We start from the raw sequence: 24,195 nt of genomic DNA on the forward strand, positions 1-24,195 counted from the left end.
TCATGGAGATGAGCCCGCCCAGCCGCTATTTTTTCTCTTTCAGGCTCGTTGAGCCGGTCGCCTCACAGTTTCGTGAGTTTGGGGTACTTCATGATGGCTTCGTCCTCGGACAGGAATTCGCCTTCCACGTCGGGGCTCCAGATCACCTCGGCGCGGATCAGGTCGTCGGGGCTGACGCTGCTGATGGCGCCCAGGGCCCCGCGCACCTCGGCCTGGCTGGTCACGCCGGCGGGCGGCAGGTTGCCCAGGGCATAGGCGGCCACGCCGATGGTCACGGCCAGATACATGTCCCCGGTGTCCTTGCTGTACGAGTAGTTGGTATTGCGGTTGTACCCGCTGTTCGGGTCTTTGTTCTGGTAGTTGCTGGTGGTCTGCGTGCTGAAGGCCGCGCGGGCCTCGGTGGCCCAGGCCCCCACCTGGCTGTCGGCGGCGTTCGCAGCGCCCTGGGCGCGTTCCACGTTGGCGTAGACCCAGCGCTCGGGGTGGCGCAGGGCCACCAGCGCCGCTTCCTGAAGCATGCGCGTCAGGCCCTCGTTGGTGTCCGGATCGCCGGTCTGCGCCACACGCTGGAGGGCGCTTTTGACCTCATCGCCCTCGGCCATCAGGATCTGCACGTTGACCGCCTGGGCCGTGCCGCTCAGGCCACCCAGCGCCCTGCTGCCCTGAAGGCCGCCGCCCAGCATAGACCGGCGCATGCTCATGACCACCAGGAAAATCACGCCGCCGAACAGCAGCAGCGGCAGCAGGCCCAGGCCGAATCCGCCGCTTCCGCCGTAGTACCCGCCCCCGTACCCCCCACTGTTGATGATGATGGGGCCGCTGTACCCGCCGCCCGAATACCCACCGCCACTGTAGCCCCCACCGGAGTACCCGCCCCCGCTGTAGCCGCCACCCGAGCGGCCCCCGCCGGAACTGCCCGAGCTGCGCCCGCCGAAGCCGCCCCCCGACTGGGCCGAGGCCACACTGCCCAGCGAGAAGTCGCTCATGGCAAAGCCAGGCTGGGGCAGGTGGACACTGCCGGCACTCAGCAGGCCCAGCAGGGCCAACGTGGTCACCGCACGGCGCAATCGAGCTGGGCGCACGGCGGAGCGGAGCGCGCTGGAAGGATGGGGGAAAAAGTCACGCTGCATGTCCCCCAAGTGTACGGTGCGGGGCCGGGCGGGGTCCACGCATGAACTTCACGTCAGCCTTCCATGAGGGCAGCAGGTGGGCGTCGTACACTGCCGGACGTGAACATGCATGGAGCCGTCAAGCAACTGAGCGCCGCAGACTGGGAGGCGTTCCTGGCCGGGCTGTACGAGCGGGATGACCGGCTGGAGCTTCGCCGGGCGGGCGAAACCTATCCGCCCCTGGAGGATGTGGACGCCTACGGATTCAGCGCCCATGCCGAGGCCATGCACAGCGCCGAGGTGGACGGTGACGTGTGGGGCACGCTGGAAGACATCGAGGAGAGTGCCGGGAACGAGGAGGAAGCCTGGCAAAAGATCGTGGCCTTCTACCTGGAGCGCGGCTGCGTCCTGATTCAGGTCACAGGCACCGACGAGCGCGAGGAGTGGCTGGTGGGCGAAGACCTGGCCCGGCGCCTGCAGCTGCTCTGAGGGCGTCCCCTCAGCTGGTTTTCTCGCCGGGGAAACGCCCGTGCTTCTTGAAGAAGGCCAGGATGCTGCCTTCGGCCAGCGCCTCACGGAGGAATTCCGGCGGCGGGGGCAGTTGCACGCTGCCGCCTGCGTGGCGCAGGACGCCGGAGTTCACGTCCAGTTCCACCTGATCGCCGTCCTGCAGCAGGGCCGTCAGATCGTACTCGAAGGCCGGGATACCCAGGTTCAACAGGTTGCGGTAGTGAATGCGGGCAAAACTGGGCGCGACGATGGCCCCGACGCGCAGTTTCTTGAGGGCCTGCGGAGCGTATTCGCGGCTGCTGCCCAGGCCCCAGTTGCGCCCACCGATCAGCACGTCGCCGGGCTGCACCTGCGCGGCGAACTCCGGACGCAGATAATGGAACGCGAACGTCTGAAACACGTCCTCGCCCGCCATGAAGGGGGCGAATTTGCCGGGGAGAATATCGTCAGTGTTGACGCTGTCGCCGAACTTCCAGATGCGGGCCATACCCTGAATTGTGCCGCAAGACCCGCACAAAAGACAGGCCCGGAACCAAAAGTTTCCCGGCCAGTTGGCGGTCTTGCGGTTTACTCGAATTGGCTGATGGTGTCCAGCTCGTGCTTGCGGCGCGTGACCTGCTGCTCGTAGATCTGGCGGCCCAGATCCAGGAACTTGTAGACGTCCGGGTCTTCGTTGCGGTAGTAGCTGAGGGTGCCGTCGCGGCGCGACGTGACAAAGTGGTGGTTGCGCAGGACTTTCAGGTGCTGGCTCATGCTGGCCTGCTCGCCGCCGGTCAGTTCCTGAAGTTGCGTGACTGTCTTTTCGCCGTCGCGCAGGGCGTCCAGAATGGCCAGGCGCAGCGGGTGGGCCAGGGCTTTGAAGAGGTTGGCCTTGTAGATGTGAATTCCTTGCTTCATGGACTGGTTCTCCGTTCGCTGAGCGTGAAGACCACCTTACCTGAGCTGAAGTGTAGATGCAGAGCGGATTTCTTAAAGATCGTTCCGTTCAAAAGTCAGTGAATACCAGACCTCAGCGGAGGCGCGCTGCTCTTTACCCCTGCGCAGCGCGCCGCCTGGCCTGGGGCAAGCGCCGGATCAGACCGGCTGAAAGTCCAGCAGGCGGTTTCTGGCGTCCACCAGCACCACTTTGGGTTCCAGCGTGCGGGCTTCCTCTTCGCTGAAGTTGCCGAAAGCGGCGATGATCACCATGTCGCCAGGGCGCATCAGGTGCGCGGCCGCACCGTTGATGCCGATCACGCCGCTGCCGCGCGGGCCGCTCAGGGCGTAGGTGTGCAGGCGGTTGCCGTTGGTGATGTTCCAGATGTCGACCTTCTCGTTGGGCAGGATGTCGGCGGCGTCCAGCAAGTCCTGGTCGATGGTGACACTCCCGACATAATCCAGGTCGGCCTGCGTGACGGTGGCCCGGTGAATTTTGGCCCTGAACATGATGCGTTCCACAACCTAGGATTGTACGTGCAATTGACTGAAGGGTGGCCGGGGCCAAACCCCCTCGCGCGGTAATGTGGCGGTAACGGCCTGGAACGACAGTACAGTCAGCTTCAAGGAGGGGAAAATGACGAAGATTCTCGTGACGACCGACACCAGCAAGCTGGGTGACGCGGCCCTGCCTCACGCCCGGGCATTGGCCCGCGCCCTGGGAGCCGAACTCGTGCTGCTGAGCGTGCAACCGGATCCAGCGGCGGGCATGGCCGGTGAGTTCGCCTACGCGCCCGTCAGCGTGACCGCCGAGGAAATGCAGCAGGAAGACCGCGAGTTGCAGCGGGCGCTGGAGCAGGTGGCAGAGGGCACGCGGGTCATGACCGAACGTGCCGGCGGGCGCAGCATCGCGCGAACCATCCTGGACGCCGCGCAGGCCGAGGGCGCCAGCATGATCGTGATGACCACGCATGGGCGCAGCGGCCTGGGGCGCGTGCTGCTGGGCAGCGTGGCCGAGGCCGTGGTGCACGGTGCGACCATTCCGGTGCTGCTGGTCAAAGGAGAGCAACCTGTGGCCCAGTGGCCTGAATAAACGGTGGCCCGGCGAGAGAACAGCCAGGCCCCGGGGGCTGCCTGCACAGGGGCTTGAGCCGGCTGGCCGGCGGGCCGCACAATGACCCCTAAATCTGGAGGCAACGCTTGCCGAATTGCGGCACGACCTTTCCTGATAAGCGTCCTGTTTGTTGCGTTCTCCCTCCGGCAGATCACCGGAGGGTTGACTTCACGTCCGGGACGCTTTTTGTTCCTGCTCCTTCCAATCGTGTTGCCCAGTTATTCCATAACTGAGGGGCCGGAAGTCTTGTCAAACGTTCAGGAGCTGTCGTGCCGCAAGGCTGTTGACCGCCGGAATACCCCCAGGAGTAAAACCGTGCCTACCACCCCCCCGCCCGCCCGCATAACCCCTGAAGTTCAACACGACCACACGCCTGCCTACACCGAGCAGCTGGGTGCCCCACGGGGCGACACCGTGCGCGTGCGCCTGCGCACCACGCTGGACGTGACGGACGTGAAGTTGAAGTTCGTCCACGTGGGCGAAATCGAGACCGTGCCGGCCCACGCCATCGCCAGTCTGGACGGGCAGAGCCGCTGGTTCGAGGCGACCCTGCCCCTGCACGAGGCGCGGATGCGTTACGCCTGGCAGCTGAACTTTGCAGATGACCACCTCAACTTCACGAGTCTGGGCCTGCACCACAGCCGCCGGGGCTTTCGCAACTGGTTTCAGTACCTGACGGGCTGCCAGCCGCCCACCTGGGCATGGGAAGCATTTTTCTACCAGATCTTTCCGGATCGCTTCCGCAATGGCGACCCGACCAACGACGTGCAGACCGGCGAATATCTGTACCAGGGCCGCCCGGTCGAGCACGTGGCCTGGGACACCCCTATCGACCGGCGCGGGGATATTCACGCGCATTACGGGGGCGACCTGAACGGCGTCACGCAGGCCCTGCCGTACCTGCGCGACCTGGGCATCACGGGGCTATGGCTCACGCCGGTTTTCGTTTCGCCCAGCAACCACCGCTACGACATCACCGATTACCGCCGTATCGACCCGCACCTGGGCGGTCAGGCGGCCTGGGACGAACTGGTGGCGCACGCCGACCAGTCCGGCATCCGGATCGTGCTGGACGGCGTGTTCAACCACATGGGCAACGAGAACGCGCTGTTTCAGGCAGCGCTGGCCCAGGGCGACGCCCCCGAACGACAGCTGTTTACCTGGCGCGACGAACCCGGCAAGCCCCCCTACCACTCCTTCTTCGACGTGCCGACCCTGCCGAAAATAGATTACGGCAACGAATTTGCCGTGCAGGAGTTTCTGAGCGGCGAGGAAAGCGTGGTGCGCCACTGGCTCCGGCGCGGCGCGGCGGGCTGGCGGCTGGACGTGGCGCACATGATCGGCGTGTCCGGCACGGATCAGGAGAACCTGACCTTGCACCGCGCCCTGAAAAGCGCGGCCCGCCAGGAACGCCCGGACGCCTACGTGTTCGGCGAGCGCTTCTACGACCCGGAACTGGCGCTGGACGGCCAGGGCGAGGACGGCAGCATGAATTACCACGGGTTCGGCCTGCCGGTCATGCAGTGGCTGAGCGGCCAGAGCATCTTCGGCGAACCCAGCCGCCTGGCCGGCGAGGAACTGGTGGACATCCTGTGGGACGCCTACCACGCCCTGCCGCCGCAGGTGGCGCTGAGTATGTTCAACCTGCTGGAATCGCACGACATCGGCCGCGCCCATCAGCGCCTGGGCGAAAGCCGCCGCAAGTTTCTGGCGGCCTTCACGCTGCTGTGCGCCTACCCGGGCGTACCCTGCACATACTACGGCTCGGAGGTGGGCGTCACGCAAAGCCGTGCCGGAACCATGCCGTGGTGCCGCGAACCTATGCCCTGGGATGAAAGCCGCTGGGACAAGCCTCTGCTTGAACAGGTAAAACGCCTGATTCGCGTGCGTCTCGACACCCCTGTGCTGCACAGCGGGGCCCTGCGCTTCATTCACGCGGAGGCCGACGCCATCGCTTTCCTGCGTGAAACTACCGATGCCCAGGGTCGACCCCAGCGGGCGGTGGCCCTGGCCAGCCGCCGCGCCGACACCCACCCCGTTACCCTGCACCTTCCGGGCGGCCCGTGGCGCGACACTTTGACGGGTGAAGCCGTTCCCGGCGGCACCGTGACGCTGGACGCCTGTGGCGGCCGCCTGCTCCTGCACCCCTGAAGTCCAGCCCCAAAAACCAGTGCAGCAGGGAACAAAAAGCGGCCCCCCCGGCAAATACTCCGGGGGGCACTGGCTTCTGCTGGCGGAACGGGAGAGATTCGAACTCTCGGTACGGTTGCCCGTACACACGCTTTCCAGGCGTGCCCCTTCAACCACTCGGGCACCGTTCCAGCGGCAGACAGACTAGCGGACACCCCCAAGAAAAGCAAGCTGCGAGCGCCCGCACCTCGCCGGCCATCCCACGCGCCTGCTCCCGCCCAAATCAGCCGACGGGGCCACTCGCGCCGGGTGCAGGGCCTAACGCTGCGTGAGAGCGGCGTACTGCTGCAATTTCTCCCAGCCCTGTCCACCCTTCATGACCTCGCGGGCCACCGACACCCCCTCGGCTATGGTGGCAACCCGCCCGGCCGTGCGCAGGGCTGCCCCGGCATTCAGGGCCACGATGTCCCGCTGCGCCGGCGTGCCCCCACCCGTCAGCAGCGTCCTGGTGATCTCGGCGTTCTCGGCAGGCGTGCCGCCGACGATGGCCTGGCGCGGGTGCAGGCTCACGCCAAAGTCCTCGGGGTGCATGGTGCGGTCGATCACTTCACCGCCCCGCAGACCCGACACCGTGTTGGGGCCGCACACCGTGAACTCGTCCAGGCCGTCACCGTACACCACCGTGGCGCCCTTCGCGCCCAGCAGGCGCAAGACCTCGGCCAGGACGTGCGTCAACTCGGGCTTGTAGACGCCCACGACCAGGTGGGTGGCCCCCGCCGGATTTCCCAGCGGCCCCAGGATATTGAACACCGTGCGGGTCGCCAGGTCGGAACGCACCGACGCCGCAAACCGCAGGGCCGGGTGATAGTTGCGGGCAAACATGAAGCCCACACCCATGCCGTCGATGGCGTCCTGAATGACCTCGGGCGCAGCATCCAGGTTGACGCCCAGCGCTTCGAGCACGTCCGCACTGCCGGCCCGGCTGCTCGCGGCCCGGTTTCCGTGCTTGGCCACGTCCACCCCCGCTCCGGCAATCACGAAGGCCGCCGTGGTGCTCACGTTGAAGGTGTGCGCCCCGTCCCCACCGGTTCCCACGATGTCCAGCAGCACCTCACGCGGGCGCACGTTCAGGCGCAGCGCATTGCGCCGCATGGCCCGCGCGAATCCGGCAATCTCGCCGGGGGTTTCCCCGCGTACCCGCAACGCGGCCAGTGCCGCCGCCATGCGCGTGCTGCTCATCTCTCCCGTCATGACCTCGTTCATGAACGCCTCGGCGTCGGCCTCCGACAGCACCTCTCCGTTCATCAGGCGGGCGTGAATCATGGGTGCATCCGGCAGTGCGAACGGGGCTTGGGGCTCGGGGCTCGGGGACAGGTCATGGTCATGCGGTCTCTCCCCGATAGTCGCGCACCAGCGTCAGGAAATTGCGGAGCATGTCCATACCCGCCGGCGTCTCGATGCTCTCGGGGTGGAACTGAACACCATAAATGGGGTAATCGCGGTGGCGCAGGGCCATGATGACCTCCTCCTCGGGATCGGTCGTCCAGGCGGTCGCCAGCAGTTCCGGCGGCAGGTCACGCACCAGCAGCGAGTGATAGCGCGTCACCCGCACCCCGTCCGGCAGGCCGGCGAACAGGTCCGCGCCCGCGTGCCGCAGCGGCGAGGTTTTGCCGTGCACCGGCTGCCGCGCCCGCACCACCTGCCCCCCGAACGCCTCGGCGATGCTCTGGTGCCCCAGGCACACGCCCAGCACCGGGATCTCCGGCCCCAGCTCGCGCACCACCTCGACACTCCGCCCCGCCTCGGAAGGCGTGCAAGGCCCCGGCGACACCACGATCGCCTCCGGGTTCAGCGCCCGCACGTCCTCCAGCGAGAACGCGTCATTGCGCCACACCGTCACCTCGCACCCCAGTTCACCGAAATACTGCACCAGGTTGTAGGTAAACGAATCGTAGTTGTCGATCAGCAGGAGGCGGGCGGCGGGTGGCTGGTGGCGGGTGGGCAAAGAAGGGAATGTCATTTGACGGTTTTCTCCTGGTGTTGAATGAAGCTGGAGAGTCGGCGCGTGGGTTGCTTCAGAGCAGTCAAGCCCTCGTCTCTTCGGTGTGGTTCAGTAAACCTGGATCGGCAGGAAAATTCCAGGAGGGCAGGCCCCGACCTCCAACTCCCCTACAGTCCCTCGGCGGCCATCGCCACAGCTTTCATCATGGCGGCAGCTTTGCTGCGGGTTTCCTGCTCCTCGGCGGCCGGGTCGCTGTCGGCCACGATGCCGGCGCCGGCCTGAATGTGAACCCGGCCCCCAGTCACGACCATGGTGCGCAGGGTCAGGGCCATGTCCATGCTGCCGTCGAAGGCGATGTAACCGAACGCTCCGCCGTAGGGGCCGCGCCGCACGGGTTCGAGTTCGTCGATGATCTGCATGGCGCGGATTTTGGGGGCGCCGCTGACGGTGCCCATGGGCAGGACGCTGGCCAGCGCATGCAGCGGCGTGAGGCCCTCCCGCAGGGTGCCGCTGACCCCGCTGACGATGTGCATGACATGGCTGTAGCGTTCGATGGAAAAGGCGTCGTGGACGCGGACGCTGCCGTACTCGCTGACTTTGCCCAGGTCGTTGCGGCCCAGGTCGACCAGCATCAGGTGTTCGGCGCGTTCCTTCTCGTCTTGCAGCAGGTCGGTAGCGAGGGCGTCGTCGGCTTCGGGCGTCTGGCCGCGCACACGGGTGCCGGCGATGGGGCGGGTGGTGACGTTCAGGCCGTCGCTTTTCAGCAGGCTTTCGGGGCTGCTGGCAACCAGCGTGACCTCGCCGAGGTGCAGGTAACCGAGGTAGGGGCTGGGGTTCACGCGGCGCAGGGCGCGGTACAGCGCGAAGGGGTGAACGGTCAGGTCGGCGGAGAAGCGCTGGGAGGGCACAAACTGGAACACGTCCCCGGCCCCGATGTACTTCAGGCCCTTCTCGACCACGGCCTTGAAGCCCTCGGGGGTGAAATTGCTGGTGAAGGTCGGCGTGGGCGCGGGCGTCTGACCGGGAACGCCAGGCAGCGGGCCACGCAGCTTCTGAACGAGCTGGGCGACTTCCGCCCCGGCCCGCTCCGGCGTTTCAGCACTGGCGACGGCAATCAGGCGGTGCTTGAGGTGGTCGAAGATCACCATGCCGCGCGGGGCGATAAACAGCGCGTCGGGGACGTTCAGTTCGTCCGGATTGCTCTCCGGCAGATGCTCGTAGGCGCGGATGATGTCGTAGGCCGCGTACCCGACCGCGCCGCCGATAAATCCGGGCAGTCCGGCGGGAACGTCCACGGGGCGGCGCGTGGCGTGAAAAAGCCGCGCCAGCGGGTCAGCTTCCGGCCCGGCAAACTCGCCGAACACCCCGCTCATGGTCAGTTGCCCGGCGCGGTACTCGAATTTGCCCTGTTCACCCACGCCGATAAAGGAGTAGCGCCCCAGCTTCTCGCCGGCCTCGACGCTTTCGAGCAGGAAGGACAGCGCTTCGCCCTGCGAGACTTTCAGGTAGGCGGTCACGGGGGTGTCGAGGTCGGCGTTCAGTTCCTGAACGGCCACGGCGGTCTTGTTTTGTTGCAGCGTTTCAGTCATGGTTCTCCCGGCAAAAAGAAAAGCACCCGGTGGTTTTCGTCCACCCAGGCGCCAGCGTTCAAACAGCAACAGCAGTGCGTGACCCTAGGCGAACCCAGGCCACCACCACGCACTGTGAGCAATCATGTCTGAAGAATAACGCGCCCCGGGAGGCGCTTCACAACTTGACTACACTGCCACCAGTCCACGTTGCCTTCAGGTGATGGCCCGCAGCGCGAGCAGCACGGTGACGACGCTGGCGATGCCCATGACCGTCAGGGCCTGCCTGCGGGTTTTCTTGAGCAGCAGCAGGATGCCGATGCCGGTGACGGACACCAGCGTCAGCACCGCGCCGCTGAGGTCGATGACCCACTTCCAGCCCGTGCCGGCGTCGCGGCCCTTGTGCAGGTCGTTCAGGATGGCGACGCCGCCCTGTTCCAGCACGTTGACCTTGTAGCTGCCGGTCTTGACGTCGATGAAAGCATCGGCGCTGTACCCCGGCGCGGCGAAACTGATGTCGGCTTCCTGCGTGTCGGCGCGGGTATCGCCCACACGGCCCTTCAGGCCCTGCTGGGCGCGCAGTTCCTCGGCGACGGTCAGCCAGTTCACCTCGCCGTTCCTGATCCAGCCGGCCGGCAGGGTTCCTGTCACTTCCCGCTGCACTTCTTTCGTGCCGAACACCCAGTCCGGGTGGTTGAGGGTCACCCCGGTCAGGGCGAAGAACAGCACCACCAGCAGGCTGATCATGCTGGTGTAGGTGTGCAGCCAGCGCAGCCACACGTTCCACTGCGCCCTGGCGCTGCGGGGGCGGGCCGCCGGGCGCGTCACCACCGGACCGTCAGGCTTTGTTGAAGCTGACATGGGCGGCCTCGATGTCATTGTCGGCAGTCAGGGTTTTCTTGAAACTGGTGCTGCCGATGCTGACCTTCTCGCGCACCAGGCTGTACGGGCCGTGTTCGCGGGTGGCCTCGATGCAGACGTAGTAATCGCCCTGGGGCAGTTGCGTGCCCTTGTCGTTCTTGCCGTCCCAGGCCACGGCGTAGGTGCCGGGGTTGCGCGTGGCACTGCTGACGGTATCCAGCAGGCTGCTGTTCTCGCGCGTCCAGCGGCGCAGTTCGGCCAGCCAGCGGGGGTTCCTGCGGTTTTGCTGCACCCACACCACCAGATTGCGCACGGTTTTGCCGCTGGCGTCCTCGATCCACACCGCCACGTAGGGGCGTTTCACACGCCCGGAGGCCTGCGTGGCCACCGTGAACTGAATGTCGAGGGCCATGCCTTTCGTCCAGCTCTTGCCGGTGCTGGCGGCGGCCCCTGCCAGTCCGCCGGGCAGCAGGCGGCTGGCGGTCAGGGCAGCGGCGCTCAGGCCCAGTTTGTTCAGGAAGCTGCGGCGGGTTTCGTTGCGGGTGTCGTTGTTGGGCATGGGGGGTTCTCCTCTGAGGGTATGTTGCCGGCAAGGGGTTAGCTCAACGTTAAAATGCAGTCCAGTGGCCCGAGCGGTGCGGTTCTCCGTCCGCCGTCACGATCAACGCCGCCGCACCGGCCATGCGGTCAACGGTCGCCAGGCCTTCCTGAAGGGGCAAAACGCTCAGAACCGTCGCCAGGGCGTCCGCCGCCGCGCAGGTGGGCGCCTTGACGCTCACGCCAGGCACGCCCTGCACGGGCTGCCCGCTGCGCGGGTCGATGACGTGCGAGTACCACGTCTCCCCCACCCGGTAGCCGCGGTGAGCCCGGCCACTGGTGGCCAGCGCCCCGTCCTTCACGTGAACCCTGCCCAGCGGCCTGGCGTCGTCGCGCGCCGTGAAGGGATTGGCGACCGTGACGTTGACGCCTTTCCCGCCCAGCGTGCGCAGGTCACCGCCCGCATTTACCAGCACCGCCTGAACACCCGCCTGCGCGTGCGCCGTTTCCGCCATGCGGTCCACGATGAAGCCCTTCGCCAGGGCATTCAGGCCCAGCGGCAAAGTCGTGTGAAGTGTGCCTGTGCCGTCGTCGTGGAGCGTCCAAGGTTCAGCCTCGAGTTGCGCGGTCACAAGTTGGAGGTCACGCGCACCGGGCGGCCGACCTTCCGCCTCTGCCTGCTGCCACAGCGCCCCCAGGGCATCCGCACCGGGGTGAAACGCCCCGCCAGAAACCTGGCGCCACTCGTCGGCCAGTTGCAGTACCCGCCGGAGATCCGCGCCCAGCGGCACGCGCTCCCCGGGGCAACTCAGCCACTGCCGGAGTTCGCTGCGCTCGTCGAAACGGTTCAGCACCAGCGTCAGGCGTTCCAGCTCACCCAGCGCCGCCCTTTCCGCCGCTTCCGCCTCAAGACGGCTGCCGGCCACCACCTGAAGCTCCACTTCCGTTCCCAGCAGCCGCTCGTACACACTGTGCAGACGGTAAGGACGAAACCGGGACAGCAACCGGGCAGCGAGAGACATGCTGCCCACTTTGCCCGAGGAGAGAGAGACGACGGTTAAAGGAGACTGAGGGCTCAAGAAGTCGAGAAAAAGACTATTCCACCCGTGTTTTTTCCAATGACGCCTGACCCTCCATCCCTCACCGCCCTACTTCACTGGTTGCTGGCCACGTAGAAGATCAGCCCGATAAGGAGAATGTCCAGGGCCCAGCTGGCGGGGCGTTTGAGGCGTTCGTCCCTCTGTGCGCGCCAGATTTGCAGGGCCAGGCGCACGAGAAGAAGGCCGCCGATCAGGAACGGGCTGGGAAGCGGCCCGCCGAGAATCGGCACGAACAGCAAGACGCCCAGCAGGCCCAGCATCATGAAGCTGAGGATGGTGGGCAGGTCTGGCGTGGGTCGACCGTTGTTCATCTTTCTTCGCTGACGATAACGTCGCGGACGGCCTCCAGGACAAGGGCGCTATTCGGCGCGAGGTTCAGGCACAGATGATGGGTCTGGCCGTGCCAGCCTTCCTCCACGGCGGTGAGGCTGGTCTGCTGGGTGCCGTAGCCGCCGTACTGGCCGTCGTCGGTGTTCAGGATGACGCGGTACTCGCCGCCCTGCGGAACGCCGATGGTGTAGTTTTCACGGTACACCGGCGTCATGTTGCTGACCACCAGGCTCCAGTGGTTGCTGAGGTAATCGCGGCGCACGTAGGCATAAACGCTGCTCTCGGTGTCGTCCGCGCTGATCCACAGCATGCCGTCCTCGCGGTTGTCGCCCACGTGCCAGTCGGGGCGCTCGCGGTACAGGCGGTTCAGGTCGCGCACCAGGTTCAGCACGCCCCGGTGCTCGGGAATGTCCAGCATGTGCCACGGCAGCCCCACGGCCTCGTTCCATTCATTGCCCTGCGCGAATTCCTGGCCCATGAACAGCAGCTTCTTCCCGGGCGTCGTCCACATCATCGCCAGGAAGGCGCGGTAACCGGCGCGCTGGGCGTACCAGTCGCCGGGGAATTTGCTGACCAGGGCGCTTTTGCCGTGCACCACCTCGTCGTGGCTGATGGCCAGGACATAGTTCTCGGTGGTGCGGTACACGTTGAAGAAGGTGAGCTTGTGGTGGTCGAACTTGCGGTACACCGGATCGAGGCCGATGTAGTGCAGGTTGTCGTTCATCCAGCCCATGGCCCACTTGTAATCGAAACCCAGGCCGAAGGGCGTGGGGGTGGTCACGCCGGGAAACGCGGTGCTTTCCTCCGCGACGATGGTGCAGCCGGGGGCCATGTGGTGAACGACCTCGTTCAGGCGCTTCAAAAAGGCCACCGCTTCCAGGTTTTCGCGCCCGCCGTGAATGTTGGGCACCCAGTCGGTGCGCGAGAAATCCAGGTACAGCATGGAGGCCACCGCGTCCACGCGCAGGCCGTCGACGTGGTAGTCCTGAAGCCACTTCAGCGCCGAGCCGATCAGGAACATCACCACCTCGTTGCGCCCGTAGTCGAAGATGTAGGTGTTCCAGTCGTAGTGGTAGCCCTTGCGCGGGTCGGCGTATTCGTACAGGGGGCTGCCGTCGAAGTGCGCCAGCGCGAAGTCGTCGGTGGGGAAATGGCCCGGCACCCAGTCCAGAATGACGCCCAGCCCCAGCGAGTGCAGGTGGTTCACGAAATACTTGAAGTCCTCCGGGGAACCCATGCGTGAGGTCGGGGCGTAGTACCCGGTCACCTGATATCCCCACGACGGGTCGTACGGGTGCTCCATGACGCCCAGCAGTTCCACGTGCGTGTACCCCAGGTCGGTCAGGTACTCGCCCAGCTCGTGCGCCAGTTCGCGGTAATTCAGGAACCAGCCGTCCTCGCGCCGGCGCCAGCTGGGGGCGTGGCACTCGTAGATGCTGACCGCCTGATCAAAGCCCTGCGAGCGGCCCTTCATCCAGTTTTCGTCCGACCATGTATAGTCCTGATCCCAGATGATGCTGGACGTGGCCGGACGCGTCTCGAAGAACGCGCCGTAGGGGTCGGCCTTGTCCACCGTGCGACCATCCGCCCCGGTCACGCGGAACTTGTAGCGCTGCCCGTGCTGCGCCCCCACGACAAATGCGCCCCAGTACCCGAACTCCAGGCGCTGCATCGGGTGGTCGAAGCCATTCCAGCCGTTCCAGTCGCCCACCACGCTCACGTGCTGCGCGTTGGGTGCCCACACCGCGAAGCGCACACCCGCCGCGCCCCCCTCGGTGGTGACGTGGGCGCCCAGCAGTTGATCGGGACGCACCAGGTCAGCCGTGACCAGCTTCTGCAAATGACCATGATCCAGCGGCAAAGTGACACTCATGAACCGAGTCTAGCCGGCCCTCCTCCTGCCGACCGGAGAACGCCCAGGAAGGCAAAGGAGAGATGAAGGCACAGCAGCACAGAAACCAGCCCCCGCATTGAAGGGGAGCTGGTCTCTGAGGGGATAGCTGTTTGCTCTCTTACTGCACCTTGACGATCCAGCCTTCGGGCGCGTCCTTATCCCCATACTGAATGCCGACAAGCTCGTCGTAGAGGCGGCGAGTGAGGGGGCCGGGCTGACCTTCTACGCCGAACTGGTGAAAGTGCTCGCCGTGCTGAATGCCGCCGATGGGCGTGATGACGGCGGCGGTGCCACACGCGCCCGCTTCGCTGTACCCGTCGAGCTGGTCGATGTACACGTCGCCTTCCTCGACCTGCAGGCCCAGGCGTTTTTCGGCCAGGTGCAGCAGGCTGTACTTGGTGATGCTGGGCAGGATGCTGGGCGACTTGGGCGTGATGAATTTCTTGCCGTCTTTGGTGATGGCGAAGAAGTTGGCGGCCCCGACTTCCTCGATTTTGGTGTGGGTGGCCGGGTCGAGGTAGATGGCGTCCGCGAAGGTGCGGCCCCGGGTGTGAGCGGCTTCCTCGTGCGGCAGCAGGCTGGCAGCGTAATTCCCGCCGACCTTGGCGGCCCCGGTGCCATGCGGCGCGGCGCGGTCGAACTGCGTGGTGATGAAGTTCATGGGGGTCAGGCCGCCTTTGAAGTAAGGGCCGACTGGCACGCAGAACACGCTGAAAATAAATTCGGGCGCGGGGCGCACACCGATGTTGTCGCCCACGCCGATCAGGAAGGGCCGCAGGTACAGGCTGCCGCCCGTGCCGTAAGGGGGAATGAAATGCTCGTTGGCCTGGACAACCTGCCGGCACGCCTCGATAAACATCTCGCTGGGGACTTCGGGCATCAGCAGGCGGCGGCAACTGGCCTGCATGCGGGCGGCGTTCTGATCCGGGCGGAACAGGTTGATGCTGCCGTCCTGACAGCGGTAGGCCTTGAGGCCCTCGAAGCACTGCTGGCCGTAGTGCAGCGCCGTCGAACCTTCGGCGATGTGCAGCATGTTGTCCTCGGTCAGCGTGCCCGCGGCCCACGCGCCTTCTTTCCAGTGCGCCAGAAAGCGGTAGTCGGTGCGGATGTAACTGAAGCCCAGGCTGGCCCAGTCGATGTTGACTTCGCTGCGCTTGCGGGCGTCGGGGGTCACGGTGTTCACGGTCATGCCTTCACTATCCCCCATTGGCGGGAGCATGTAAAACCCGGCTTTCAGAGTTGTGTAACAGGAATCCATTAGGCTGGTCTGGTCAAAAGGAGAGTTGACCATGACCAAACTGAACATTGCCCTGCTGCTCAGCGCCTGCGCCTTCGGAAGCGCCTACGCCCAATCTTCCGCCCAGTCACCTGCCAAACCGGCATCTCCCCAACTCACGGCCGCCACCTACAAGGTCGTGACGGTCAAGGAAGGCGACAAACTCGTGGAGAAGCTGGTCGGGGGCGCGGGGGCGATGCCGAACGACACCCTGCAATTCAGCTACAGGATCGAGAACCCCGGCTCGCTGCCGCTGCCGGGCCTGAGCATCAACGTACCCATTCCAGCCCAGGTGACGTACCTGTCTCACACCTGCTCCGCGACGGGGTTCAAGGCGCAGTACAGCATTGACCCGCACGTCTATGACGCCAAGACGAAGGCCATCAACATGAACCTCAAGAAATTTGGCGACGCGCCCCTGAAAAAGACCGTGACTGTGAAGGAGAACGGCGCGAATGTGAAGAAGGAAGTGAACGCCACCCCCGCCGATTACACCGCAGTGCGCCTGCTGCTGCCGGATCTGGCCGCCGGTCAGAACGGGGAATGCAGCGTGCGTGTCAAGGTGAAGTAGGTGCAGCACAAGTAGGTGCAGTAAGCGCCACGGCCACCTGCATACCTGCCAACAGCTTCCAGCAGCCCGACCACCCGTGTCCGGGCTGTTTTTTCGTGCGGACACCCGATTCAGACACCTGAGCGCCGGCCCACGAACCTTGCGGCATACTCGGCCTCAACGTGAAGACGGATCGCCCCACCCTGCCGCCCATTCCGACCCTGCTCCTGGCAATGGTCATTCTTCAGGGGGGCGCAGCCTTCGCCAAGACGCTGTTTCCGCTGGTCGGCCCGCTGGGCACCACCACCCTCCGAACTTCGCTGGCGGCCCTGATGCTGCTGGCGGTGTTTCGCCCGAATCTGCGCACCCTGACGCGGGCCGACTGGCGACTGCTCATACCTTACGGGCTGGCCCTGGGCCTCATGAACCTGTCGTTTTACCTGTCGCTGCGCCTGCTGCCGCTGGGGCTGGCAGTCACGCTGGAATTCATGGGCCCGCTGCTGCTCTCGCTGTACCTGTCGCGCCGCCCGGCCGATTACCTGTGGGTCGCGCTGGCCGGGCTGGGCATTTTCCTGATGGTGCCGCACACGGGCGGCGCCCACTTCAACCTGGCCGGGGCGGCGCTGGCGCTGCTGGCGGGCGCGTTCTGGGTGGCGTATATCCTGATCGGCGGGCGCGTGGGCCGCCGGTTGCCTCCAAACGTGGCCGTGACCGCGGGCATGCTCGTGGCGGCCCTCGTCAGCCTGCCATTCGGGCTGGTGTCGGCGGGCAGCGCCCTCTTTCAACCGGACGTGCTGCTCGCGGGACTGGCAGTGGCCCTGCTGTCCAGCGCCCTGCCGTACACCCTGGAACTTCAGGTGCTGCGCGCCCTGAACGCCAAAGTGTTCGGCGTGCTGATGAGTATGGAACCTGCCATCGCCGCCCTCAGCGGCCTGGTGATCCTGCACGAGCGCCTCAGCCCCGGCCAGTGGGCGGGCCTTTTTGCGGTCATGATCGCCAGCGCGGGCATCACGCTGACGGGCAAGGCCGAGCCGCACGCCGAGCCGGAACCGGTGAATTAGGGTGTGGACGGAGGTCACGGCCGTCATTACCGCGGGCGGACAGTCGCGGCGATTCGGGGCCGATAAGGCGCGGGCCGTGCTGGCGGGGTCGACGCTGCTGGAGCGGGTCGCCGGCAGCCTGAGCCGTGCCGGGCGCCGGATTCTGATCGCGCCGCCGGGGAAATACTTGCTGCCCGGCTGGGAGGCCGTGGCCGACGGGCGTCCGGGCCAGGGGCCACTGGCGGGGCTGGAAACCGCCCTGAAGCACGCCGGAACCGGGTGGGTGGCGTTTGCGGGGGTAGATCTGCCGCTGCTGACGCCCGCCTACTGGGAAACGTTGCTGCAAGCGCGCACGCCTGACTCTCAGAGCGTTCAGGCCGTTCACCCGGCGCGCGGCCCGCAGCCGCTGGCGGCGCTGTACCACGTCTCGCTGCTGCCGGATCTCACGAGAATGCTCGACGCCGGGGAGCGCCGGTTACGGCAGGCCGCCCCACCCAGCCGCACCGCCCTGGTGTCCGGCCTCTCTGAACGCTCTTTCGTGAATGTGAACACCCCCGACGACCTGAACAGCCTTCAATCCTGAAAACCTCCTCCCACCCCACTTTTCCCACCCCCGACCATCCCCACCCCACAACCTCTATCATCAGCCCCATGACCACAGGTGACCTGTCCAGCAAGCTGAACCGTGACCAAGCCCAGGCGGAATTGTTTGATCTGCTGCGTATTCCCAGCGTCAGTGCCGACCCGGCGTACCGGGCCGACGTGCGCCGCGCCGGCGAGTGGGTGCGGGCGAAACTGGAGGGCATGGGCTTCACGGCGCGCCTGGACGAGACGCCGCTGCACCCGGTGGTGTACGCCGAGCGTCTGGTCGACCCCAGCAAGCCGACGGTCATGATTTACGGTCACTACGACGTGCAGCCCGAAGCGCCGGCCGAGGAGTGGAAAACCCCGCCCTTCGAGCCGACCGTGCGTGACGGCCGCATCTACGCCCGCGGCAGCACCGACGACAAGGGGCAGGCTTACGCCAACATCAAGGGCGTGGAGTTGCTGCTGCAAGAAGGCGAACTCCCCGTGAACGTCAAATTCTTCATCGAGGGCGAGGAGGAAATCGGCAGCCCCAGCATGGTGCCCTACCTTCAGGCCCACAAGGACGAATTGAAGGCCGATGTCATCGTGATTTCCGACGGCAGCCGCTTCGCGAAGGACGTGCCGACCATCACCTACGGCGTGCGCGGCCTGAGCTACGTGGAAATTCACGTACAGGGCGCCAACCGTGACCTGCACAGCGGCAGCTATGGCGGGGCCGCCCCCAACCCCATCAATGCCCTGTGCGAGATCATCGCCAAACTGAAAGACGACCAGGGCCGCATCACCATTCCCGGCTTCTACGACGACGTGATTCCCCTCACCGACGACGAGCGCAAGATGTGGGCCAGCCTGCCGCACAGTGACCAGGACTTCATGAACAGCATCGGCGTCAAGGCCCTGCCCGGCGAGGAAGGTTACAGCACGCTGGAACGCATCTGGGGTCGGCCCACGCTGGACGTGAACGGCATCTGGGGCGGGTACCAGGGCGAGGGCAGCAAAACTGTGATTGCCGCCAAGGCCGGCGCGAAAGTCAGCATGCGCCTGGTTCCCGGCCAGAACCCCGAGAAGATCACGAAACTGATTCAGGAGTACGTGCCGCAAATCGCCCCGGCTGGCGTGAGCGTCGAAGTCATCGACCACCACGGCGGGCAACCCGTGAAATTCGCCACCGACAGCCAGGCCATTCAGGCCGCCAACCGCGCCCTGCACCGCGTGTACGGGCGTGACGCCGCCTTCGCGCGTACCGGGGGCAGCATTCCCATTGTGGCCGCCTTCAGCGAAATTCTGGGCACCGAAGTGCTGTTCGTGGACTACGGCCTCAACGAGGACGCCCCCCACAGCCCCAACGAGAGCTTCGCGCAGGAAGACTACTTCAACGGCATCCTGACGGCGGCGTACCTGCTGGAGGAACTGGGGAACTCGTGAAACTCGCCTTTCTCGCTTCACATGGTGGAAGTGCCGCGAAACATCTGGTTCAGGCGTGCCGCGAGGGGGCACTGGACGCCGTGCCGGTGGCCCTGGTCAGCAACAACAGCACCTCTGCGGCGCTGGCCTGGGCACGGGCAGCGGGGTTGCGGACGGCCCACCTGAGCAGCGCCCGATACCCGGACGCCGGCGAGCTCGATGAAAGGATCTGCTCGTTCCTGCTGGATTCGGGCGCGGACACGCTGGTGCTCAGTGGCTACATGCGTGAACTTGGCCCGCGTGTCCTGAACGCTTTCGCGGGGCGACTGGTGAATATTCACCCCAGCCTGCTGCCGCGTCACGGTGGGCGCGGCATGTACGGCGACCGCGTTCATGAGGCGGTGCTGGCGGCGGGCGACACGGAGAGTGGGGCGACCGTTCACCTCGTCACCGCCGGCATCGACGAGGGGCCGATGCTGGCCCAGTCGCGCGTACCCGTCCTGCCCAGTGATGACCTCGCCTCCCTGAAAGCCCGCGTGCAGGCGGTGGAAGGTGACCTGATGCTGCGGGCCTTGCAGGAACTGGCGCGGCCATGAAGTTAAAGCGGGCCGGTCGGAAGGGCTGGCCCAGAGTCGTGTCGGATGAGGAACTTGTTCTTCACGTTCCCGGTGGCGTCATGGTGGATTACGTGGCGGGCGAGGTGGTGCGGCCGCTCGACGTGGAGTTTCGTGGGCGCACCCTCCGTATTCTGGACAGCGGCTACCGCTGGTTGCACTTTGCGCCAGTCAGCGCGAATCACGCGGTGACGGTGCAACTAGACCAGCACCTTGAACCCGTTCAGATTTACGTCGACATCTGCGACGGCCACGGCATCGACCCGGACGGCGTGCCGTTCACGCATGACCTGTATCTGGATGTCCTGGCCGTGTGCGAGGTGCAGGCGGACGGGACGTGGCACGTGACGGCAACGGAAATCATCGATCTGGCCGAGCTGGATGAGGCGCTGACAGCCGGGAAAATCACCCCAACACAGTTTGAGCTGGCCTGGGCCGAAGCGAAAGGCGTGGAAGGACAGTTGAACGCGAATGCCTTTCCCGCCCTGGACGTCATTCGGGCCTACCTGCGCGATCAGAGGGGTTTGAACTCTCCTCCATGAATCCGAGAACATCACCCCGATTCGCTGCGCGCCGTTCAAAGCCCTCTTTGCTTTCACTCGCGTCCGCTCAGAGGAACAGAAGGAAATTTACCTTCTCGTTTTCAAAGTGGTCTCAGCCATGAGGTGGCGACGGCACGAACTTCAGCGCTGGGAACGCTGGAAGGACGGTTCCTTCCAGGTGTTGCAGGTGCCGGACGGGGTGATCGTGGATTTTCGCATTTCCGAAGTGCATGCGCCTTTCGTGTCCACGGTAAGGGGCGAGGGGCGCACGATTTTCGATGTCGGGTTCCGCTGGGTATACTTCACGCCGCTGGCGCAGCAGCACTCGGTGATCCTGGTACTGGACGCAGCGAATGTGCCGCTCCAGGTTTACGTGGACATCACGCAGGGCAACCGCCTCGATCCGGACGGGGTTCCGGCCATAGACGACGTTTTTCTGGATGTGCTGGCCTGGGTGGAACTTACCTCTGATGGCAAATGGCGATTGGGTGAACCGGAAATTGTTGACCAGCACGAACTGGATGAAGCGCTGGCAGCGGGCCTCCTCTCCCCTAACCAGCACGCGGCGGCGTGGGCAGAGGCGCGGCGAGTGGTGGACATGCTCAGCACCGGGCGTTTCCCAGCGCTGGAGATCATCCGGAGTTACCTGACCCACAGTTGAGCCCGCAGTTGAAACCCCTCCTTTCCAGCCAGAAGAAGGCCGGGGACGTGAAATCCCCGGCCTCCTGTCTGGTTGCCCTCAGCCCTGCGCGGCTTTCTTCAGGCGTTCGGCCTTGTCGGTCTGTTCCCAGGGAAATTCGGGGCGGCCGAAGTGGCCGTAAGCGGCGGTCTGCGCGTAGATGGGCCGGCGCAGGTCGAGTTCCGCGATGATGGCTTGCGGTCGGGCATCGAAATGCTGGGTGACCAGTTCGGCGAGCTTCTCGTCGCTGACGGTTCCGGTACCGTAGGTGTCGACGCGCAGGCTCACGGGGTTGGCGCGCCCAATGGCGTAGGCGACCTCCACCAGGGCGCGTTTCGCCAGGCCGGCGGCCACGATGTTCTTGGCGATGTAGCGGGCGTAGTACGCGGCGCTGCGGTCGACCTTGGTGGGGTCTTTGCCGCTGAACGCCCCACCGCCGTGCGGCACTGCCCCGCCGTAGGTGTCCACGATGATCTTGCGCCCGGTGAGGCCCGTATCGCCGTGTGGCCCGCCGATGACGAAGCGGCCGCTGGGGTTGATGAAGTATTTGGTTTCGGGGCGCAGGTACTCGGCGGGAATCACGGCCTGGATGACGTGTTCGAGCATGTCGGCGCGAATCTCGTCGTTGATGACGTTCTCGCTGTGCTGGGTGCTGATGACCACCGTGTCCACGTAAGTCTCGGTGGCTTCGTGCGGTTCGCCGTCACGCACCACCGTCACCTGCGCTTTGGCGTCGGGACGCAGGTAGGTCAGGGTGCCATTCTTGCGCAGCTCCGCGATGCGGCCCGTCAGTTTGTGTGCCAGCGAGATGGGCAGCGGCATGAGTTCCGGCGTTTCATTGGTGGCGTACCCGAACATCAGGCCCTGGTCGCCCGCGCCAATTTCGCTGTACCTGTTGGCGGGGTCGGCCCGTTCGGCGTCGGTCATGCCGCGCCATTCTTCACTGTGGTTGACGCCCCCGGCGATTTCCGGCGACTGCTCGTGCAGGCTGACCAGCACCGCGCTGTACTCGGCATCGAAGCCGTAGTTGGCGCGGGTGTAGCCGACTTTCATCACGGCGTCACGCACGGTCTTCTGAACATCCACGCGGGCCTTCTTTGCGGTCACCTCGCCCGCCACCACGGCCATGCCGGTGGTCAGCAGGGTTTCCACCGCTACGCGGCTGGTGGGTTCCTGCCGCAGAAACTCGTCGAGGATGCTGTCCGAGATGAAGTCGGCCAGCTTGTCCGGGTGGCCTTCCGATACCGATTCCGATGTGTAGTACTTCCTCATGCCTACTCCTGCGAGATGGTGGGGCTGCGTTTCACAGAACAAACCTGCAAAGGAGTGCCGCACTGTGTCCCCGCTCGCATCGACGCCGCTGGCGTCATGTGAAGGGTAGAGTCTGGGGGCAAGAGAGTCAAAGGTCAGGGTCGGCGAGCGAAGACTGGGCGAAGACCGGGGGCTAAGGTAACAGGCGACGCGGTGAGGGGCGGGGCTGCGCCTGGGCCACCGGAAAGCCTACCGGCCGCGCAGGCGCGGGTCGCCTGGGCCGACCGCGAAGGCCCCGCCCCACGGCGCGTAGCGGCTGCGGAACACCTCGCGGCGCACCACCCGGCCCTGCGCGTCCCGCAGTTCCCGGATCACCTTGACGCTGGAACCCGCCGACGGCATGTCAATGCGCACCGCCTCGCCCCGCTTCAGACCGCGGTCGAGCAGAAACTGGGGCGCCAGCGCCGGGCGCACGTCCGTCTGCTGCGGGGGCAGCACGCTGACCTGCCACACGGGCGGGGCCCCGAACAGGTGAACGCGCAGCACCTCGCGCCCGACGTCCCACTCGGTCTGCACCAGCAGCGACAGGCGGCCGGAATTGCGAAACCGCAGGTTCTTGACCGGTGCGTACACCGCGGCGTCCAGCCCCGGCTGACCGTAGTACGCGACCTGATGCGAGTGGGGGTGACGCTCCAGGATGGGCAGCCCGGCCTGGAGTGCGGCGCGAAAGACCGTGGTACTGACCTGACAAATGCCGCCGCCGTCCTCGGTCGCCAGGCCCCCGCCGCTAATCACGTAACCGGGCCGAAAGGCACCGCTCAGGCGGGCCGGGCGCAGCAGCCGGTTGAAGTCGAAAGCCTGGTACGGCACGACCCACACGCCGTCCAGCGCGGCCGCCCCGGTGACGATGTTGTGGACACGGAACTCGGGGCTGCCGGTAAAGGTCGTCTCGCCGCTGCCCAGGTGAACCAGCCCTTTTTCCTGAAGCGATGCCACCGATTGCGCCGGGGCAACGAGTTTGAGAGTAAGGAAAACGCGCTGGCGACCTCCTCGGAGCGCGTTTTTCAAGGCTGTTTCTGTGACGCGGCGATCGACGATGAGACCCGCATGGGCCTGAATCTCCCAACCACGTTCGGCCCGCACGAAACGGGCGTCGCGTGGTCGATGGGCCTCAATTTGCCGGTAAACCGCGTTTAGTTGCGGGCGCAGGGCCGTTAAGGTGCCGTCTTGGAGGGCCGCCAGGGTTGGCGGTGACAGGTCGAGGGTCGCCCCCCTGGCCACGTAACGCCGCTCCACCTGGCCCCCGAAGCCGACGATGTGCGGGACTTCCCAGGTCAATGAGAGGCGGCGGCCCTGACGCTGCCAGACAGCCTGCCCTGCGCCGAGCTGCGCCGCGTCCATCTGCGCCGGGGCTGGCTGAGTCGTTCCCGCTGGCCCGGTCACAACCCTGGGGCGCTGGCAGGAGTTAAAAGTGCTGACGAGAAGGCTCGCCAGCACCAACTTGTACAGAAGGTGTCTCAATGTACTCAGGGCATGATGACGCTGTCGACCACGTGGATCACGCCGTTGCGGGCCATGATGTCGGCGCGGGTCACGCGCGCGTCGTTGATCATGACGCTACCGTTCATGGTGCTGATCCGCAGCGTGCCGTTGTTGGCGGCCGTGGCGTTCGAGAGTTTGACCACCTGTCCCGAGGTCACGCGCCCCGGCACCACGTGGTACAGCAGCAGGTCACGCAGCTTGGCCCGGTCATTGAGCAGGGCGTTCAGCTGATCCTGGGGCACCTTGGCGAAAGCCGCGTTGGTGGGGGCAAAGACGGTATACGGCCCGGCGCCGTTCAGCGTATCGACCAGACCGGCCGCCTGAACGGCGGACAGCAGGGTGCTGAAGTTGGGGTCGTTGGCCACGATCCCGGCGATAGTCGTGCGCCCAGGCACCATGCTGCCGGAACCAGCGAGGGCAGTGGTGGTCAGGAGGGCGGCGCTCAGCAGTGCAAAACGTTTCATGGAGGCTCCTTGAGCAAGTGCAGGGTGTCCCAGGAAGCGCACAGGCTCTTCACGGCGATTAGGGGTTGACATTTCGTGTCCAGAATGGCAAAGGGATGAAGGTGTTGACGCCTCATCCCGACTACAGTTTAATGCCCATCCCCCAGGCCGCAACGCTGATTGCCTTTCAGGTTCA

General features: G+C 65.6%; 26 protein-coding genes and 1 tRNA gene. 10 read left to right on the forward strand and 17 right to left on the reverse strand.

Going from position 1 to position 24,195, the window contains the following annotated elements:
• Window positions 1–62: 62 nt before the first annotated feature.
• On the reverse strand, window positions 63–1,130 hold the full coding sequence (locus E5Z01_RS01200; protein ID WP_135227692.1) for a DUF1517 domain-containing protein: 1,068 nt from the start codon (window positions 1,128–1,130) through the stop codon (window positions 63–65).
• Window positions 1,131–1,235: 105 nt separating this feature from the next.
• Between E5Z01_RS01200 and E5Z01_RS01205 the strand changes: the two genes are divergently transcribed.
• Entirely contained in the window at window positions 1,236–1,598 is a 363-nt protein-coding gene (locus tag E5Z01_RS01205) for a hypothetical protein (RefSeq protein ID WP_135227737.1), read from the forward strand.
• A 10-nt stretch (window positions 1,599–1,608) separates the two neighbouring features.
• Here E5Z01_RS01205 and E5Z01_RS01210 read toward each other — a convergent pair whose 3' ends face one another.
• From E5Z01_RS01210 to panD, 3 genes are all read right to left on the reverse strand, one after another.
• Window positions 1,609–2,106, reverse strand: coding sequence for a LeuD/DmdB family oxidoreductase small subunit (locus E5Z01_RS01210; RefSeq protein ID WP_119761865.1), 498 nt, complete (start codon window positions 2,104–2,106; stop codon window positions 1,609–1,611).
• A gap of 80 nt (window positions 2,107–2,186) precedes the next feature.
• Window positions 2,187–2,516 (reverse strand): ArsR/SmtB family transcription factor, encoded by a 330-nt coding sequence (locus E5Z01_RS01215; RefSeq protein WP_135227693.1) that lies wholly within the window; start codon window positions 2,514–2,516, stop codon window positions 2,187–2,189.
• A gap of 177 nt (window positions 2,517–2,693) precedes the next feature.
• On the reverse strand, window positions 2,694–3,056 hold the full coding sequence (gene panD / locus E5Z01_RS01220) for an aspartate 1-decarboxylase (RefSeq protein WP_135227694.1): 363 nt from the start codon (window positions 3,054–3,056) through the stop codon (window positions 2,694–2,696).
• Window positions 3,057–3,171: 115 nt separating this feature from the next.
• Between panD and E5Z01_RS01225 the strand changes: the two genes are divergently transcribed.
• Complete coding sequence (locus E5Z01_RS01225; RefSeq protein WP_135227695.1) at window positions 3,172–3,627, forward strand: universal stress protein; 456 nt, start codon at window positions 3,172–3,174, stop codon at window positions 3,625–3,627.
• Between the two features lie 336 nt (window positions 3,628–3,963).
• On the forward strand, window positions 3,964–5,799 hold the full coding sequence (locus E5Z01_RS01230) for an alpha-amylase family glycosyl hydrolase (RefSeq protein ID WP_240738118.1): 1,836 nt from the start codon (window positions 3,964–3,966) through the stop codon (window positions 5,797–5,799).
• A gap of 80 nt (window positions 5,800–5,879) precedes the next feature.
• Here the strand turns inward: E5Z01_RS01230 and E5Z01_RS01235 are convergent.
• From E5Z01_RS01235 to E5Z01_RS01280, 10 genes are all read right to left on the reverse strand, one after another.
• Window positions 5,880–5,969 (reverse strand) — tRNA-Ser (locus tag E5Z01_RS01235).
• Window positions 5,970–6,096: 127 nt separating this feature from the next.
• Window positions 6,097–7,101 (reverse strand): anthranilate phosphoribosyltransferase, encoded by a 1,005-nt coding sequence (gene trpD, locus E5Z01_RS01240; RefSeq protein ID WP_119761872.1) that lies wholly within the window; start codon window positions 7,099–7,101, stop codon window positions 6,097–6,099.
• Between the two features lie 58 nt (window positions 7,102–7,159).
• The gene (locus E5Z01_RS01245) at window positions 7,160–7,798 is read right to left on the reverse strand and encodes an anthranilate synthase component II (RefSeq protein ID WP_135227697.1); all 639 of its coding nucleotides are present in this window, start codon (window positions 7,796–7,798) and stop codon (window positions 7,160–7,162) included.
• 149 nt (window positions 7,799–7,947) lie between these two features.
• Window positions 7,948–9,369, reverse strand: coding sequence for an anthranilate synthase component I (trpE, locus tag E5Z01_RS01250; protein WP_135227698.1), 1,422 nt, complete (start codon window positions 9,367–9,369; stop codon window positions 7,948–7,950).
• A 195-nt stretch (window positions 9,370–9,564) separates the two neighbouring features.
• Window positions 9,565–10,209, reverse strand: coding sequence for a PepSY-associated TM helix domain-containing protein (locus E5Z01_RS01255; RefSeq protein ID WP_135227699.1), 645 nt, complete (start codon window positions 10,207–10,209; stop codon window positions 9,565–9,567).
• The gene (locus E5Z01_RS01260; protein WP_135227700.1) at window positions 10,187–10,768 is read right to left on the reverse strand and encodes a DUF2271 domain-containing protein; all 582 of its coding nucleotides are present in this window, start codon (window positions 10,766–10,768) and stop codon (window positions 10,187–10,189) included. Before E5Z01_RS01260 ends, E5Z01_RS01255 begins: the two co-directional genes overlap by 23 nt.
• 49 nt (window positions 10,769–10,817) lie before the next feature.
• Complete coding sequence (locus E5Z01_RS01265; RefSeq protein ID WP_135227701.1) at window positions 10,818–11,768, reverse strand: FAD:protein FMN transferase; 951 nt, start codon at window positions 11,766–11,768, stop codon at window positions 10,818–10,820.
• Window positions 11,769–11,899: 131 nt separating this feature from the next.
• Window positions 11,900–12,157 (reverse strand): hypothetical protein, encoded by a 258-nt coding sequence (locus E5Z01_RS01270; RefSeq protein ID WP_135227702.1) that lies wholly within the window; start codon window positions 12,155–12,157, stop codon window positions 11,900–11,902.
• Complete coding sequence (gene glgB, locus E5Z01_RS01275; RefSeq protein ID WP_135227703.1) at window positions 12,154–14,049, reverse strand: 1,4-alpha-glucan branching protein GlgB; 1,896 nt, start codon at window positions 14,047–14,049, stop codon at window positions 12,154–12,156. Before glgB ends, E5Z01_RS01270 begins: the two co-directional genes overlap by 4 nt.
• 139 nt (window positions 14,050–14,188) lie before the next feature.
• Window positions 14,189–15,259, reverse strand: a complete 1,071-nt coding sequence (locus tag E5Z01_RS01280) for a branched-chain amino acid aminotransferase (protein ID WP_167757702.1) — start codon at window positions 15,257–15,259, stop codon at window positions 14,189–14,191.
• A 100-nt stretch (window positions 15,260–15,359) separates the two neighbouring features.
• Here E5Z01_RS01280 and E5Z01_RS01285 point away from each other — a divergent pair, with 100 nt between their 5' ends.
• From E5Z01_RS01285 to E5Z01_RS01315, 7 genes are all read left to right on the forward strand, one after another.
• A complete protein-coding gene (locus E5Z01_RS01285) occupies window positions 15,360–15,917 on the forward strand; it encodes a hypothetical protein (protein ID WP_135227705.1) in 558 nt (185 codons plus the stop codon).
• 212 nt (window positions 15,918–16,129) lie between these two features.
• A complete protein-coding gene (locus E5Z01_RS01290) occupies window positions 16,130–16,957 on the forward strand; it encodes an EamA family transporter (RefSeq protein WP_135227738.1) in 828 nt (275 codons plus the stop codon).
• 1 nt (window position 16,958) lies between these two features.
• A complete protein-coding gene (gene mobA, locus E5Z01_RS01295; protein ID WP_135227706.1) occupies window positions 16,959–17,519 on the forward strand; it encodes a molybdenum cofactor guanylyltransferase in 561 nt (186 codons plus the stop codon).
• Window positions 17,520–17,587: 68 nt separating this feature from the next.
• Complete coding sequence (locus E5Z01_RS01300) at window positions 17,588–18,949, forward strand: dipeptidase (RefSeq protein WP_135227707.1); 1,362 nt, start codon at window positions 17,588–17,590, stop codon at window positions 18,947–18,949.
• Window positions 18,946–19,524, forward strand: a complete 579-nt coding sequence (gene purN, locus E5Z01_RS01305) for a phosphoribosylglycinamide formyltransferase (RefSeq protein WP_135227708.1) — start codon at window positions 18,946–18,948, stop codon at window positions 19,522–19,524. The genes E5Z01_RS01300 and purN overlap by 4 nt, the downstream gene beginning before the upstream one ends.
• Entirely contained in the window at window positions 19,521–20,084 is a 564-nt protein-coding gene (locus E5Z01_RS01310) for a ribonuclease FAU-1 family protein (RefSeq protein ID WP_135227709.1), read from the forward strand. The genes purN and E5Z01_RS01310 overlap by 4 nt, the downstream gene beginning before the upstream one ends.
• Window positions 20,085–20,202: 118 nt before the next feature.
• The gene (locus E5Z01_RS01315; RefSeq protein ID WP_135227710.1) at window positions 20,203–20,745 is read left to right on the forward strand and encodes a DUF402 domain-containing protein; all 543 of its coding nucleotides are present in this window, start codon (window positions 20,203–20,205) and stop codon (window positions 20,743–20,745) included.
• A 78-nt stretch (window positions 20,746–20,823) separates the two neighbouring features.
• Here E5Z01_RS01315 and metK read toward each other — a convergent pair whose 3' ends face one another.
• The 3 genes from metK to E5Z01_RS01330 form a co-directional block, all read right to left on the reverse strand.
• The gene (metK, locus tag E5Z01_RS01320; protein WP_135227711.1) at window positions 20,824–22,035 is read right to left on the reverse strand and encodes a methionine adenosyltransferase; all 1,212 of its coding nucleotides are present in this window, start codon (window positions 22,033–22,035) and stop codon (window positions 20,824–20,826) included.
• Window positions 22,036–22,263: 228 nt separating this feature from the next.
• Window positions 22,264–23,535 (reverse strand): VanW family protein, encoded by a 1,272-nt coding sequence (locus tag E5Z01_RS01325; RefSeq protein WP_240738119.1) that lies wholly within the window; start codon window positions 23,533–23,535, stop codon window positions 22,264–22,266.
• Between the two features lie 5 nt (window positions 23,536–23,540).
• A complete protein-coding gene (locus E5Z01_RS01330) occupies window positions 23,541–24,020 on the reverse strand; it encodes a fasciclin domain-containing protein (RefSeq protein WP_135227712.1) in 480 nt (159 codons plus the stop codon).
• Window positions 24,021–24,195: the final 175 nt, after the last annotated feature.

The organism is Deinococcus fonticola (assembly GCF_004634215.1).
Taxonomy (GTDB): Bacteria; Deinococcota; Deinococci; order Deinococcales; family Deinococcaceae; genus Deinococcus; species Deinococcus fonticola.